The sequence below is a fragment of the Sphingomonas sp. PEI4 genome (genome assembly GCF_056679955.1).
In genome coordinates this window covers 1,296,809-1,310,051 of sequence record NZ_CM155258.1, presented here as the reverse complement: position 1 = coordinate 1,310,051, position 13,243 = coordinate 1,296,809, and the positions used below count along the sequence as shown (strand labels likewise).

Here is a 13,243-nt window from a genome sequence, read left to right as displayed (position 1 = left end):
CCGGTCATGCAGTCCTTGTCCTGATCAAATCCCGTAGGAGGCGCCAGAGGAGGAGCAGGCCAACGGCGACGAGCAGGAGCGCGGCTGCAACGAACGACAAATAGAATAACGGTTCGCGCCAAGGCGACGCGGGGATCTCGGATCGAGGCATTGCGAGCGGACGTGCGATCGTGATCATCGGCCGGTCCCCGATCGATGCATCGGGGTGGGCAGGCCGTCTTCGTAGAGCGCCAACAACGCGTCGAAATGATCGTCCATCGTCCGAACCGAGCGATCCGGTCGGTCGGTATCCTGCATGCCGATCGCCCTGGCGACGCCAAGGATCGCGTCGGCGGCGGCTTGCGCATCGCCCGACGCGTACAGCGCGCCGTCGTTCGCGCGCGCCAGATCGGCCGCACCGCCGCGGTCCGGCGCGATCACCGTCAGCCCCGATGCGATCGCCTCGGCGGCGGCGAAGCAGAACGTTTCCGCCTCGCAACCGTGGATCAGCGCGTCGGCACTCGCCATCAGCCGCGCGAGTGCGCCTCGCTCCCGGATCGGATCGAGCAGGCGGACGTGCGGGTTGTCGCCGATCGCGTCGACCACGCGACGCTGGCGTCCGCCGCCACCGATGATCAGCAGCCCGACCGGCGCGTGAGTCCCCGCGATCGCCGCGGCCTGCGCGACCATGTCCCAGCGCTTCTCGGGCGCATGACGGCCGACGCCGATCAGCAGCAGCGCATCCTCGCCAAGCCCGCACAATGCCAGCATCTCGCGACGCAGGTCGGCATCGCGCAGCCGCGGCGAGAATTGACCGGGTTCGACTCCCATCGGATCGGTCATCACTTTTCGCAGACCACCTTCGCGCAGTCGCTGCGTCAGGCTGTCGCTGGCGCTGACGATATGGTCGAACTGCGCGTCGAGCCGGCGGAGATGACGCCAATACCAATCGAACGCGCGGTCGATCACCTGCGTCGACGCGACGTTGCCGAACCAGCGATAGGCATAGGCGGAAAGTGGATCGGCATGCGCGATCAGCGACAGCCGCGCGCGCGATCCCGACCGTGTCCGCCAGTCCGCGACCATCGATGCGCTGCGCCACGGCGACGACACCTCGACGACATCGGCATCCTCCTCGTCGAGCATCGCATGCAGCGCGTCGCGGTCGGCGAAATAGCGGTAGGAACGATCGAGCGGGAAACGCGGCGAGCGCAGCCAGCGGACGCGGGCATTGCGGCCGCGCCGTTCCTCGCGATCCTCCTCGCCCGGCGCGATGACGACGATCTCGTGGCCGCGTTCGGCGAGCGCCGTCAGCTTCCGGTCGATATAGGTTCGCACGCCACCACCGGTCGGGGTGTAGAATGCGCAGACGTCGACGATCTTCATGCCGCCACCCTGTCTTCGACGAGATCGGCATAGCGTGCGACGGTGCGGCGTTCGGCGAGTGTGCGCAGCGTGCGGTCGATGCTGGTCAGCAGCGCATCCTTGGTGACGTCGCCGGGGTGCACCGCGACGCGCATCGTCGGCATCCAGTCGGGCATCGTGCGCGCCACCGCGGCGACCGCGAGCGAACTCGCGATGCGCGCAGGCGACCGGCTTGCCCAGGTGACGACCGGACCGCGCGCGACGATGGCGCCGGTGCGTGGCTGCCAGACGCGGAAATGATCTTCGGCGAGCGCGAAGTCGCAGGCTTTCAGCGCGGCGTGCGCACCCGGACCGTATAGCCAGGCGGGGGCGATGAACCCCGCCACCTCACGGCCGATCGCCTGCTCGACCATGTCGCGACCGTCGCGCATGCGGTGCTCGGCCTCTGCCGCGTCGAGCCCGAGGAACTCGCCTTCGCCCGCGGTCATGTACTTGGCCTTCAACGCATGCGTGGCGCCGCGATGATCGCTGGCATCGCGGTGGAACCAGCCGTGGAGGAACATCTCGACGCCCGCGTCCGCCCATGCGCGCAACCGCCGTGCGAAGGCGGGGTGGCGATCGAGCCGCGCCGCGCCCCAGTGATCGGGCACCACCAGCATCGCGAACCGCGGTCCGCCGAGGATCGCCTCGATCCGTTCCGCCAGCATTGCGATCGGCGCGTCGAACGCAGGCGAGACGTCGTGGATCGACACGATGAGCCGCTTCTGAGGAACGCAGTCGGCTTGGATGTGGTCGGACATCACCATTAGTCTCGCTCTCGTCATGGGCTCGCTGATGATGGGACGGCGCCGCGCTGGCCGCGCCGCAGTCCGAATCGGTGTCTGGACCAAAATTATTTCACGACCGCGTCGGCGGGGGCTGCGGTTGGCGTCGGGGGGCGGCGTCCTCTCGACATGACGCCCTCAAGCAAGTCCGTCCCAGCCCCCGCCAGCATCGCATGGCGGGGGCCTTCGAGATCCAACAGTCGCGAGAGGATCATTGCATGACTCAGCCGCTGGCGCTGACGCGTGCCGAGATATTCCCGCCGCTGACCCCGACGATCGTCCGCAAGACGTTTCTCGCCCGCTGGCTTGCGCCGTTGCTGTCCGCGGCGATCCTGATCGCGGCCTTGTGGCAATTGCGCAGCCTCGACGTGGCCGCCACGCTGAATCTCGTGCCGCGCTCGCCGCTGTTCTGGACGATCTTCGCAGCCGGCTATCTGGTGACGCCGTTCAGCGAATGGGTGATCTACCGGCGGCTCTGGCGGCTGCCCGCCAGCGGCATCCTCGCGCTGCTGCGCAAGCGGATCAGCAACGAGATCGTGCTGGGTTATTCGGGCGAGCTGTATTTCTACGGCTGGGCGCGCAAGCACGCGACGATGGTCGGCACGCCGTTCGGCGCGATCAAGGACGTTGCGATCCTGTCCGCGGTGGTCGCCAACATCTGCACGCTCGCCCTCGCCCTGGTCAGTTGGCGGGCGCTCGGCGCGCTGCATTTCGGCACCGATGCCAAGGTGATGATCGCGTCCGCCGCCAGCATGGCGATCCCGTCGGTCATCACGCTGGTGATGCGCAAGACGCTGCTGACGTTGTCGCGGCCCGAACTGGTGCGGATCGCGGTCATCCATTTCCTGCGGATCGTCGCGACGACGCTGTTCGCCGCGCTCCTCTGGGCGGCGGTCATGCCCGCGGCACCGCTCGCATGGTGGCTGGCGCTGGCGACGCTGCGGTTGCTGGTGTCGCGGCTGCCACTGCTGCCGAACAAGGACATCGTGTTCGCCGGGCTGGTCGCGTTCACCGTCGGGCGGACGTCTGACGTGACCGCAGTGCTGACGATGATCGCCGGGCTGTGGCTCGTCACCCATCTGCTGCTCGGTGCCGCGCTGACCGCCGTCGAACTCGTCACCATGGAACGAACGAAATGATCCTGCTTGCCCTGTTCCTCGCCGCGACCCCTGCCATTAGACCGCCTTCGACGCCGCGGCTGGGAACGGTCGAAGCCCGCTGCCGCCCGAACGAACCGGGCCCGGCGCTGATCGTCGACATCGACGGCCTGAAGGACCGCGTCGGGCTGCTCCGCGCGGAACTCTACCCCGCGCGCGACGGTGATTTCCTCGCCGACGACAACGTCCTGATCGGGCAGGGCAAGACGTTTCGGCGAACCGTGATCACCGTGCCGGCCTCCGGTCCGGTGTCGCTCTGCCTGCGCGTGCCGGCGCCCGGCACCTATGCGCTCAGCGTCGTCCATGCGCGCGATGGCGGCCACGGCTTCAGCCTGCTCCACGACGGTATCGGCTTTGCGGGCAACCCGAAGCTCGGTCGTTCGAAACCGCGCGCGGAGCAGGCCCGCATCGCGGTGCATGACGGGCTGACCACCACGCACGTCGTAATGAATTATCGCAGCGGATTATTCTCATTCGCACCGCTCAAGCGGTAATCTTTCGAAGCTTCGAAATGCGACTGCGGAAGACCGTCAACGGCAGCGTCTAGCAAATAGGAAAACAGGAAGCTCACCATGAAGGTACGGTATTTCGGTACAGCTTTGGCCGCAGTCGCGTCGATCCACGCTTATCCGACGGCCGCGTCCGTGGCCCGCCCCGTAGCCGGCGACGTGACCCTGATGACCTATAACGTGCGCGGCCTGCCATGGCCGATCGCCGACGATCGGTCGGCGGATCTCGCGGCGATCGGCAGCAGGTTGAGGTCGATGCGCAACGTCGGCGATCAGCCCGATATCGTCGTGTTGCAGGAGGCGTTCGTCGCCAATGCCAAGGCGATCGGCCGCATCGCAGGCTATCGTTATGCCGCATTCGGTCCCGGCGAGAACGACACCGCGACGATATCGCGCACCGACGACGATTTCGTCTCGGACGGCAGCCGCATGGTTGGTGAGCAGCTCGGCAAGCATGTCGACAGCGGCCTGGCGATCTTCTCCGATTATCCGATCCTAGCGGTTTGGCGGATGGCCTACCCGGTCTGCGCCGGCTATGATTGCCTCGCGAACAAGGGCGCGGTCGCGGCACTCATCGCGGTGCCGGGCATCGCGACGCCAATCGTCGTGGTCGACACGCATCTGAACAGCAACGCGGCGTCGGGTGCGGGATCGCCGCGCGCGATCCACGCCTATCGCCGTCAACTCGATCTGCTCGCCCGCTTCGTCGCTTCGCTGGGCGCCGGCAACCGCCCGATCCTGGTCGCGGGCGATTTCAACGTCGGCCAGGATCTCGCACGCAGGACGCATTTCGACCTGCGCATGCTGGGCGGCGGGGCGTCGTTGCGGACCGTGGTGGGGGCCTGCCGGATCGCCCCGAAATGCCCGGTCGCAGAGCCTGCCGACATGGCCATTTCGCTCGGCCGCGGAAAAGACTGGATGTTGTACCGCCCATCCTCGACCGTCGGAGTTTACCCGATTGGCCTGGCCGCACCCTTCGGCCGCGCGGGGGACGGCTCGATGCTGTCGGATCACGTCGGTGTGTCGGTACGCTACCGGATCAACACGTCAAAGCCGTTCGCAGCACCGCCGATGGCGATCGCCAGTCGCTGACCTCTGGCGGACGGTCCGACGCACAAGCTTGCGGGTACCGCGCAGGAAGGACGACGGCTTCGCGATCGGGCATCGTCGGATGGGCTTGTATAGTTCTCCGAGCTATTTCGCGGTTCTTCGGACTCGGCACACTTAAATATCCCGTTGGTTTGCGCAGAGGGTCAACGTTTCCGCCTCGTCAACTCGGTGGAGCATGGCGTTCTGCTTGCGCGGGCTATTGTTCGCAGTCATGTTGTTGAAATGAAACGCTGGCTTCCCTTCGCCCTTCTCCTCACCGCCGCGACCGATCCAGCACCGCCGATCCTGTCGGCCGCGCGGATCAAGGCCGATGTCCGCACGCTCAGTGCGGACGATTTCCACGGCCGTGGCCCGACGCAAGCGGGCGAAACTGCAACGCTGGCGTTCCTTGAGACACGGTTCGAACAGCTTGGTTTGAAGCCGGGTGGCGACCAGGGATATCGGCAGACGGTGCCGATGCTGCGCTGGACCCGCGACAGTGCCCGCTTCGCGCTGGATATGGGGGGCGCCACGCGGGCGCTGACGCCCGGTGCCGAGATCGCGGCGACCTCGCGGATCGTCGGTACGGCCGGGCTGGAGCACGCGGCGATCGTCTTTGTCGGCTACGGCGTCGTCGAACCCAGCCTCGGTTATGATCCGTATCGCGGCGTCGATGTGCGCGGAAAGGTGGTGGTGGCCCTCGCTGGCGACCCTGACGTCGAAGCGGGGCGCGATCTCGGCTTTGGCGGACGGGTGTCGTCCCCCGCTGCGCGCACCAAGCTTGCCGAAGCGCAGAAGCATGGCGCAGCCGCATTCTTCCAGATCCACGATACCTTCCCGTCGAGTTACCCGTGGCTCCAGCTTGCAAGGGGTGACGCTGTTCCGGGATACGCGCTCGATACGGGCAGCGTCCCCTCGGCATTCGGACTGCGCGGTACCCTTCGCAACGATGTCGGCGTTGCGTTGCTCAAGCAGGGCGGTCTCGATTATGCCGCAGCGAAGCTCGCCGCGCAGAAGGCTGATTTCCATGCGGTCGAACTGAAGGGCGCGTATCTCACCGCATCGACGGCCGTCTCTCTCGATCACGTCGTCAGCCACAATATCGTCGGGGTTCTACCCGGTACCGATCCGGCGGCGGGCAGCGTGCTTTATGGCGCGCACTGGGACGCGTACGGCGAGAACGCATTCGACCCGCCCGAGGATCGCATCCGCAACGGCGCGATCGACAACGGCACGGGAACCGCGACCCTGCTGGAGATCGCACGCACGTTCGCGAACACGAAGCGGCCCCGTCGTTCGGTGGTGTTCGCGCTCTGGACCGCAGAAGAGAAGGGGCTGCTCGGCGCCAGCTGGTATGTCGATCACCCCGCGCTGCCACTCCCCACCACCGCCGCGCAGTTCAATCTCGACCCACATGTCGTGCTGGGTCGGACCCGTAATCTCGAACTGATCGGGGTCGGCAGGACCCCGCTGGAAACCGACCTGGCGCGGGTGGCCGGATCGCAAGGGCTCAGGATCGTACCCGAAGAGAACACGGAAGCTGGCTGGTATTACCGGTCGGATCATTACGCCTTCGCGCAGAAGGGCGTGCCGGGCGTCTATTTCCGAGCCGGGCGCGATCTCGTGAACGGCGGGCTCGCGACGGGCGAGCGAGAACGCGCGCGCTACAACGCGCAATGTTATCACCAGACCTGCGACGAGTTCGATCCCCGCTGGGACATGACGGGCGCTGCGCAGGAGGGTAGCGTCGCGTATGCGCTGGGTCGGGAGATCGCCACGGGGCGTCGCTGGCCCGGCTGGAACACGACGGAGTCCTTCGCCGCGGAACGGGCGAAGACGCAGGCGGCGCGGCGACCCTGACCGGATTGGCGTCGGTTCATCGCGCCACTGCGGGGCGGGGGAGCAACTGCGTGAAGTCGCATCTTTACGCACTCGGCTCGCATTCCAGATCGTCCCGATGCCCGGGCTCTCGAAAACCGCCGAGGCGAAGCGGACTACGGTCGAATTGCGGAGCACGCCACGCCGAACGTCTGGCCTGGCGCGACGAGCATGCTATGGGCGCCTCTATGTCGAACATTCGAAGCAATGCCGGTACCGTCGACATCGATGGCGTCACCTATGAATGGCATCTCCAACGCGAGCCCCAATGGTCGGACGCCGACGGTTGGAAGGGGATGACGATTTCCCTGTTGGAGAAAGATGCGCAACGCGAGGCACTGTTGGAATTTCCCGCGCCCAAGCGCCTGTTGAAGGGTTTGCCAAGGGGACGGCTCCAGATCGACGATGCGACGGAGTCTCGGGGCGTGCGGGCGGCGTTGATCGCGGGATGGGAACCGATGTCGCGCGGCAAGCCAATGGTCTTCACGGTCGACGCCGAAGGAAACTGAGGCGTGGATCCGTTCCGGACCTTCGTGTCCCGATCGACGTAGAGGAATATCAGGCGGGGATGCACGACCAGACCGATGTGGAAACCGCGCTGTTGGGCCCGATCCTGGACGATCGTGTCTGCGGCGATTGCACGGTGTGCTGCACCGTACTGAAGGTCGATACGCCCGATCTCAAGAAGTCAGCGGGAGTGCCGTGCGTCCACCAATGTTCGAACGGGTGCGGCATCCACGACATACGCCCTAAGATCTGCCGAACATGGTTCTGCGCGTGGCGACGGGTCGCGAGCATGCCCGATGGAGCCCGGCCCGACAGGTCAGGCATCGTCGTATCGCTGAATTTCGTGCAGGAACCGCAGAACTGCCTCGAAGCCGTATCGATCAACGTCCGTGCGCTCGCCGGTAGCGACGCGATAGAGAACGGCATGGCTGCCACGATACTCGATAGCCTGTGCGATCAACTTGTCCCCGTCTGGTTCAGCGATGGGGCGAAGAAGATGTTGATGCATCCCGAAGACGATGTCGCCCGCCTGGTCATCTCGGGCGGTCGGGCGCCCGCCCATCTACAGGATGAAGTCGCGGCATGGCGCAAGCGCTACAAGGTGTTCGCGTCTGACGCCTAGTCGCCGTGATGCCTGTAGTTGGCACGGGTATAGAGGGACATCCCGCCGCGAAGAATCGGCTGCTGGTTACGCTATCGCCCTTGCGTGCGTTCCAGCGCGATCAAGGCCGGGCGGAACGGGACCGAGCTCGCCGGAGACGGGACGCGCGGCGCCGAAGCTCTGGCGGGGCGTCAAGTTTTGCGGGACGTGCTCCACAGACTGGGATCCGCGCTACGCTGACGTAGAACGAGTCTCATCGTGCGAGGGCATCGGCTGGCGCCCCATTATCCGACGATCGTCTACCATCGGGCGAGGCGCCCTGAAGCAACGGCAGAAACTCCAGCAGGCGAGCGGTGTCTTCGGTATGCACTGCTTGTCGGTTGGTTGGATGCGCCGCGGCATTCGCGTCGGTCTCGACGACATGGCTGCCCCAGCCATCGGCAAGGGCCAACAGCCTGTCGATGAACGGATAGGACGCACTGGCAACGACGGAGGGGAAGGGCAGCCGCGTCGAAGGCCCATGCCGGGCCGCCGCCGCAGTCGCCTCCTGGCCGAAGCCGACGTTGAGCGGCGACAGGAACAGCGCGCCTTGGACCGATTGCAGATAGGATCGCGGTGAAAGCTGCGCCCACCACGCCACGGCCAGGCACGCGACGCCCTGCGCGAGAATGACGGCCGGCTCGCGGCGACGCGCAAGGACGGCATCGAGCTGCAATGCCCAGCGACCGCTCTGGAATTTGGCAAGATCCAGTTCGACCGCGGGCACCGACGAAGCCCTGAGGGCATCTCCCTTGACCGTGACGATCACCGCATGGTGGGAATCGATCGAAGCCGGATACCAGACGGTCATGACAGCTCTCCCACGAGGAAATAACGGTTACGAGCCACTTGTCGGGCGCGTCGACTCGATACCGAACGTGTTGATCACCAAGATATTCCTATCGACACGATAGGCAATGGCATTGCGCCGGCTTGCGCGGAACGCGTGCCAGATCGCCGGGCGATAGCGGTTGTTTCATCAGGTGCTTGGGTTGGTGCGTTACCGCCAGGAAGCGCTGGTCGAAATCCTCTGACGCCTCTGCGGGGCTGGGGATCGGCGATGGCGGCTTGGCGTGTCTTGACCGCATAGGGCGACAGGGTATTTCACGCGCGCGTTGTCAGCGCGCAACGGGCCGGGGGGCGTGCCCGTGCAGTGCTGACCCCTGGATGCGATAGGCTGTCGTCCCGATAGCTGTCGGGCGAAACAGCATATCGCTGATCGCCCCGACAGCAGCTTGCTAGCCCAATAGGTGGGAGAATCCCGTCACCGCACCGGCACGGATTTCGGCGTTTGCTCTAGCGACGCTGGCCGTCCTTGCAGGAATAGCGCGCCGGACCTCGTCATCGGCGGAACGACCACGGTAACCGTTCCGGCAGCGGCGTCTTGGAGGATGTCAGCCGGCTTACCGCTTATCCTAGCAATGCCGGCGCCATCCCAGCCATGGACGGTGACGGCGATCGATTTCCACCAAGGCTTGAAGCCGCCCTCGGGCTTGGCGAAGTCGATCGACAGGCCGGTGGCCGTGATCGTGCAGCGCACCGTCTGGCGAAAATAACCGCGGCGGGTATACGCCAAGGTACGACCGTCGTCCTCGTAGAGCGTACCCATGCAATCCGCGCCGGGATAAATGTCGAGGCGCAGCGGACCGTTCGGGGTTTCGCTCGTGCTCTGGACCAAGGGCTGGCGCGGCAGGATCGTGCCGGCGCGGACGAACACGGGCAGGTGATCGAGGCGCGGTGTTTCGGTCACGCGGTCGCCCAGCGTGCGTGCGGTCGGCACGGCTTGCGTCGCCGACTGGATCGGGCCGGCGGCGGCGGGCTCGGGCGTGCCGACGCGCTGTCCGGTCCAATAGTCGTACCAGCCGCCCGCAGGCAGGCAGACGTCATAGGTCTGCGGCGATTCAGGCTTTGGCGGCGGGGCGATCAGCAGCGACTTGCCGAGCGTGAACGCCATCGACTGGTCGCACGATGCGGTCGCGGCGGTGGGGTAATCGTAGAAGACCGGGCGCATGATCGGATCGCCGAACCGGGCGTTCTGGTCGGCCAACGCGTAAAAATACGGCATCAACCGGTAGCGCTCCTCGATGAAGCGGCGGCGGATCGCGAGGTGGTCGGGGCCGTCGACCCAAGGCTCGACGCGCGGCGTGCCGGTCGCCGAATGGTTGCGGAACACCGGCGTGAACGCGCCGATCTCGGTCCAGCGGGTGAGCAGATCGGGGCTCGGGCCGCCTGCGAACCCGCTGACGTCGGCGGCGCTGTAGCCGAAGCCCGAAAGGCCGAGGTTGATGATCTGCTGCACCGACAGCTTCAGATGATCCCAGGTCGCGCTGTTGTCGCCGGTCCAGGTAACCGCATAACGCTGCCCGCCGGCATAGCTCGCCCGCGTCATCACGAACGGCCGCTCGTCGGGGCGCAGCTTGAGCAGGCCGTCGAACGTGGCGCGCGTGTTGAGCATGCCATAGACGTTGTGCGCCTCGCGGTGATCGGTGACGCGCGCCGCGAAATCGTCGCTGTCGATGCGGTGGCGGGTGTCGAGCGGCATCGTCTTGGTCGGCGTCTCGAAGATCGCCGGCTCGTTCATGTCGTTCCAGAATCCTGCGATGCCGGCGTCGAGAAAGCCCTTATACTGCTCGCCCCACCAGGTCCGCGCTGCGGTCTTGGTGAAGTCCGGGAACACCGATGGGCCGGGCCAGACCGGCGCGACATAGGGGCTGCCATCGGCGTTCTTGATGAACGCGTCGGCCTTCATCCCGCTCTGGTACGGCGCATAGCCTTGCTCGACCGCGGCGATGTGGAGATCGGTGATCGCGACCAGCTTGATCCCGTCGGCCTTCATTTCGGTGGCGAGCTTGGGCAAATCGGGGAAGGTCTTGGCGTCGGTGGTGAATGGGCGGTTGCGATCCTGATAGCCGATGTCGAGCCAGATCACGTCGGTCGGCACACGGTCGCTGCGCAGGCGGGCGGCGATCTGGCGAACCTCGTCGGCGCTGCCATAGCTGTAGCGCGACTGCTGATAGCCGAGCGCCCATTTCGGTGCGAGCGGGGCGTGGCCGGTCAGGTCGGCATAGCGCCGGGTGACCTCCGCCATCGATGGCCCGGCGATGAAATAATAGTCGATCGGGCCGTCGGGGCCGCCGAACGACAGCGTTTCTGCATCGCGGTGGCCGAAGTCGAACCAGGTGCGATACGTGTTGTCGAGCAGGATGCCGTAGCTGCCGCCGGCGCCGCCGGTGCCGATAAAGAACGGGATCGACTTGTAGATTGGATCGTCCGCGCTGCTGAACCCGAACGCGTCGGTGTTCCAGTCGACGAAGCCGTGGCCGCGACGGTCGAGGCCCTGCGTCTTGTCGCCCAAGCCGTAGAAATGCTCCGAGATCGGCAGCGTCTTGGCGATCGAGAAGGCTTTGCCGTCGGTCGCAACAGGTGCGGCGTCGGCGGAGATGATCTTGCCGTCGAGCGTCTCGAAGGTGATCGCGCCGCCGGCACCGACGCGCACGCGGACGCTGGCGGTGGCGAAGCCGTCGGGGGCTGCGGTGACGGCGATCTTTTGGTGGCGGATCGCGGCGGGGACGGCCCAGCTGGCATCCTCGGGGAACACGCCGTCCTTGGCGACGCGGACGCGCACGAGTCCGTCCGTTATCGCGGTGATCCGCGTAACCGTCGTTCCGACCTGGACTTCGACGCCGTCGCGGCTCGGGATCAGCTTTGGCGCTGCGACGACGCTCGTCTGGGCCTGGACGGGCGTGCTGCAGATGGCCGCGGTGGCGGTGGCGGCGAGCAGGAGGGCGATGCGTTTCATACGTGATCCTTGTGGTCCGCCAGGTGGCGGAGGCGAGAGGCGTGCGACCCGAAATTCGATGCACAACGGGTCAGGAAATCGTCGATCTGCGGCATGTCGACCGGATCGATGTCGGCACCGGGCGGGGTGAGCCGCGCAGCGTCGGGGAAAGTGCCGTAGCCGGCGAACAGGCAGTGCCAGCTGATCGCAGAGTAATACCGCGAGAGCCCGGCGCGATCGATTGCCGCAACCATGTCGGCACCGGTGAACCAGGTGGACATGAGCATCTTCAGGTCGTCGGACAGGGCGTCCACGCCGCGTGCTTCCGCCCAATAGCCGGTCGGATCGTCGTGGCGCTGGTTCAGCCGGTAATGCGCGACGATGTAATCGCGGACGCCGTCGTAGCGGGCAGCGATGCGCGCGTTGAACGCGGTGCGGACCGCGTTGGTCGCGCCGCCAGCGTCGACGCCGTCGAGGAACGCTTCGACGGTGGCGATGACGAGGTGCAGCGCGGTCGCCTCGAGCGGTTCGAGGAAGCCTTGTGCCAGCCCGACGGCAAGTGCGTTATGCGACCAGCTGTCCCGCACACGGCCGACGCGCATCCTGAGGTGGCGCGCTTCGCCGGTGTCGACGCCGATATGCGTGCGCAATTCCACTTCGGCCTGCGCTTCGGTCAGGTGACGGCTGGAATAGACATAGCCGTTGCCGATGCGGCTGGTCAGCGGAATGTGCCACGCCCAGCCTGCCGACAACGCGGTCGCGCGCGTCTGGCTAGGGATCTGTGCGCCGGGTGCATGCGCGGTCGGCATGACCACCGCGCGGTCGTTGAACAGCGCGTCGGCGTAGCTCACGAACGGCACGTCCAGCGCTCCGAAGATCGTGCTGCGAAACCCACTGGCGTCGATGAAGAAGCCGCCTGAGATACGTTCGCCGTTGGTGTCGATCAGCACGGCAATGTTGCCGTTCGGAGCACGCTCGACGCTGGCGATCCGGCGCTGGAGGTGGACCACGCCCAGCGTTTCGGTCGCGTGCTTGGCCAAAAATGCGCCGACCTTGTACGCGTCGAAATGATAGCCGTAGCTGACCTCGAACGGAAAGTTCGCGGCTGGCTGCGGCGCGGAGTGCGCAGCGGCAAGGCGCGCGGGCAGCAGGAACCGGTCGGGATGCGCCTGAACATCGCGCCCCGTCCGCCGGGCCCGCGCATTGTAGAAGAACTGCGGCGCGGTGTGGCCGTCGAGCGCGGTGGGGAAGGGATGGAAATAGCGCTCGCACCCGGCACGGTCGGACCAGCCTTCGAAGCCGATCCCGAGCTTGTAGGTCGCGTCGCACGCCGGCATCCACTCGGCTTCGGCGATGCCGAGCGTGTCGAAGAAATGCTTTAGCTGCGGCGTCGATCCTTCGCCGACGCCGACGATGCCGATCTCCGGGCTTTCGACCAGCGTCACGCGAACGCCGCGCGCGCGCCAGCGATGCGCGACTAGGCACGCGGTCATCCACCCGGCGGTGCCGCCGCCGAG

At 66.3% G+C, this 13,243-nt stretch carries 11 protein-coding genes; 6 read left to right on the top strand and 5 right to left on the bottom strand.

Annotated features, from left to right (window positions below; genetic code table 11):
- Positions 1-174: 174 nt before the first annotated feature.
- Positions 175-1,365, bottom strand: a complete 1,191-nt coding sequence (locus AC1MLZ_RS05860; RefSeq protein ID WP_480960815.1) for a glycosyltransferase — start codon at positions 1,363-1,365, stop codon at positions 175-177.
- Entirely contained in the window at positions 1,362-2,144 is a 783-nt protein-coding gene (locus AC1MLZ_RS05855; protein WP_480960814.1) for a DUF2334 domain-containing protein, read from the bottom strand. Before AC1MLZ_RS05855 ends, AC1MLZ_RS05860 begins: the two co-directional genes overlap by 4 nt.
- A gap of 242 nt (positions 2,145-2,386) precedes the next feature.
- On the opposite strand from AC1MLZ_RS05855, the gene AC1MLZ_RS05850 reads away from it, so the two are divergent.
- The 6 genes from AC1MLZ_RS05850 to AC1MLZ_RS05825 all read left to right on the top strand — a co-directional run bounded on the left by AC1MLZ_RS05850 (position 2,387) and on the right by AC1MLZ_RS05825 (position 7,930).
- Positions 2,387-3,307 (top strand): hypothetical protein, encoded by a 921-nt coding sequence (locus AC1MLZ_RS05850; RefSeq protein WP_480960813.1) that lies wholly within the window; start codon positions 2,387-2,389, stop codon positions 3,305-3,307.
- Positions 3,304-3,819, top strand: coding sequence for a DUF2141 domain-containing protein (locus AC1MLZ_RS05845; protein WP_480960812.1), 516 nt, complete (start codon positions 3,304-3,306; stop codon positions 3,817-3,819). Before AC1MLZ_RS05850 ends, AC1MLZ_RS05845 begins: the two co-directional genes overlap by 4 nt.
- A 78-nt stretch (positions 3,820-3,897) precedes the next feature.
- Positions 3,898-4,926 carry an endonuclease/exonuclease/phosphatase family protein gene (locus AC1MLZ_RS05840; protein ID WP_480960811.1) on the top strand — a complete coding sequence of 343 codons (1,029 nt, stop codon included), beginning with the start codon at positions 3,898-3,900 and terminating at the stop codon, positions 4,924-4,926.
- A 240-nt stretch (positions 4,927-5,166) separates the two neighbouring features.
- A complete protein-coding gene (locus AC1MLZ_RS05835) occupies positions 5,167-6,783 on the top strand; it encodes a M28 family peptidase (protein ID WP_480960810.1) in 1,617 nt (538 codons plus the stop codon).
- 206 nt (positions 6,784-6,989) lie between these two features.
- The gene (locus tag AC1MLZ_RS05830) at positions 6,990-7,310 is read left to right on the top strand and encodes a hypothetical protein (protein ID WP_480960809.1); all 321 of its coding nucleotides are present in this window, start codon (positions 6,990-6,992) and stop codon (positions 7,308-7,310) included.
- A gap of 59 nt (positions 7,311-7,369) precedes the next feature.
- Positions 7,370-7,930 (top strand): YkgJ family cysteine cluster protein, encoded by a 561-nt coding sequence (locus AC1MLZ_RS05825; protein ID WP_480960808.1) that lies wholly within the window; start codon positions 7,370-7,372, stop codon positions 7,928-7,930.
- 232 nt (positions 7,931-8,162) lie between these two features.
- On the opposite strand, the gene AC1MLZ_RS05820 is transcribed toward AC1MLZ_RS05825, so the two are convergent.
- The 3 genes from AC1MLZ_RS05820 to AC1MLZ_RS05810 all read right to left on the bottom strand — a co-directional run bounded on the left by AC1MLZ_RS05820 (position 8,163) and on the right by AC1MLZ_RS05810 (position 13,219).
- On the bottom strand, positions 8,163-8,759 hold the full coding sequence (locus tag AC1MLZ_RS05820; protein WP_480960807.1) for an alpha/beta hydrolase: 597 nt from the start codon (positions 8,757-8,759) through the stop codon (positions 8,163-8,165).
- Positions 8,760-9,212: 453 nt separating this feature from the next.
- Positions 9,213-11,747, bottom strand: coding sequence for a glycoside hydrolase family 31 protein (locus tag AC1MLZ_RS05815; RefSeq protein WP_480960806.1), 2,535 nt, complete (start codon positions 11,745-11,747; stop codon positions 9,213-9,215).
- Positions 11,744-13,219 (bottom strand): tryptophan halogenase family protein, encoded by a 1,476-nt coding sequence (locus tag AC1MLZ_RS05810; protein WP_480961471.1) that lies wholly within the window; start codon positions 13,217-13,219, stop codon positions 11,744-11,746. Before AC1MLZ_RS05810 ends, AC1MLZ_RS05815 begins: the two co-directional genes overlap by 4 nt.
- Between the last annotated feature and the right edge of the window lie 24 nt (positions 13,220-13,243).

What these genes read in the sequence shown, in the direction of transcription:
- AC1MLZ_RS05820 (WP_480960807.1), bottom strand. Translation starts at nt 8,759, where the DNA reads ATGACCGTCTGGTATCCGGCTTCGATCGATTCCCACCATGCGGTGATC.
- AC1MLZ_RS05815 (WP_480960806.1), bottom strand. Translation starts at nt 11,747, where the DNA reads ATGAAACGCATCGCCCTCCTGCTCGCCGCCACCGCCACCGCGGCCATC.
- AC1MLZ_RS05850 (WP_480960813.1), top strand. Translation starts at nt 2,387, where the DNA reads ATGACTCAGCCGCTGGCGCTGACGCGTGCCGAGATATTCCCGCCGCTG.
- AC1MLZ_RS05860 (WP_480960815.1), bottom strand. Translation starts at nt 1,365, where the DNA reads ATGAAGATCGTCGACGTCTGCGCATTCTACACCCCGACCGGTGGTGGC.
- AC1MLZ_RS05840 (WP_480960811.1), top strand. Translation starts at nt 3,898, where the DNA reads ATGAAGGTACGGTATTTCGGTACAGCTTTGGCCGCAGTCGCGTCGATC.
- AC1MLZ_RS05845 (WP_480960812.1), top strand. Translation starts at nt 3,304, where the DNA reads ATGATCCTGCTTGCCCTGTTCCTCGCCGCGACCCCTGCCATTAGACCG.
- AC1MLZ_RS05855 (WP_480960814.1), bottom strand. Translation starts at nt 2,144, where the DNA reads ATGTCCGACCACATCCAAGCCGACTGCGTTCCTCAGAAGCGGCTCATC.
- AC1MLZ_RS05835 (WP_480960810.1), top strand. Translation starts at nt 5,167, where the DNA reads ATGAAACGCTGGCTTCCCTTCGCCCTTCTCCTCACCGCCGCGACCGAT.
- AC1MLZ_RS05810 (WP_480961471.1), bottom strand. Translation starts at nt 13,219, where the DNA reads ATGACCGCGTGCCTAGTCGCGCATCGCTGGCGCGCGCGCGGCGTTCGC.
- AC1MLZ_RS05830 (WP_480960809.1), top strand. Translation starts at nt 6,990, where the DNA reads ATGTCGAACATTCGAAGCAATGCCGGTACCGTCGACATCGATGGCGTC.
- AC1MLZ_RS05825 (WP_480960808.1), top strand. Translation starts at nt 7,370, where the DNA reads ATGCACGACCAGACCGATGTGGAAACCGCGCTGTTGGGCCCGATCCTG.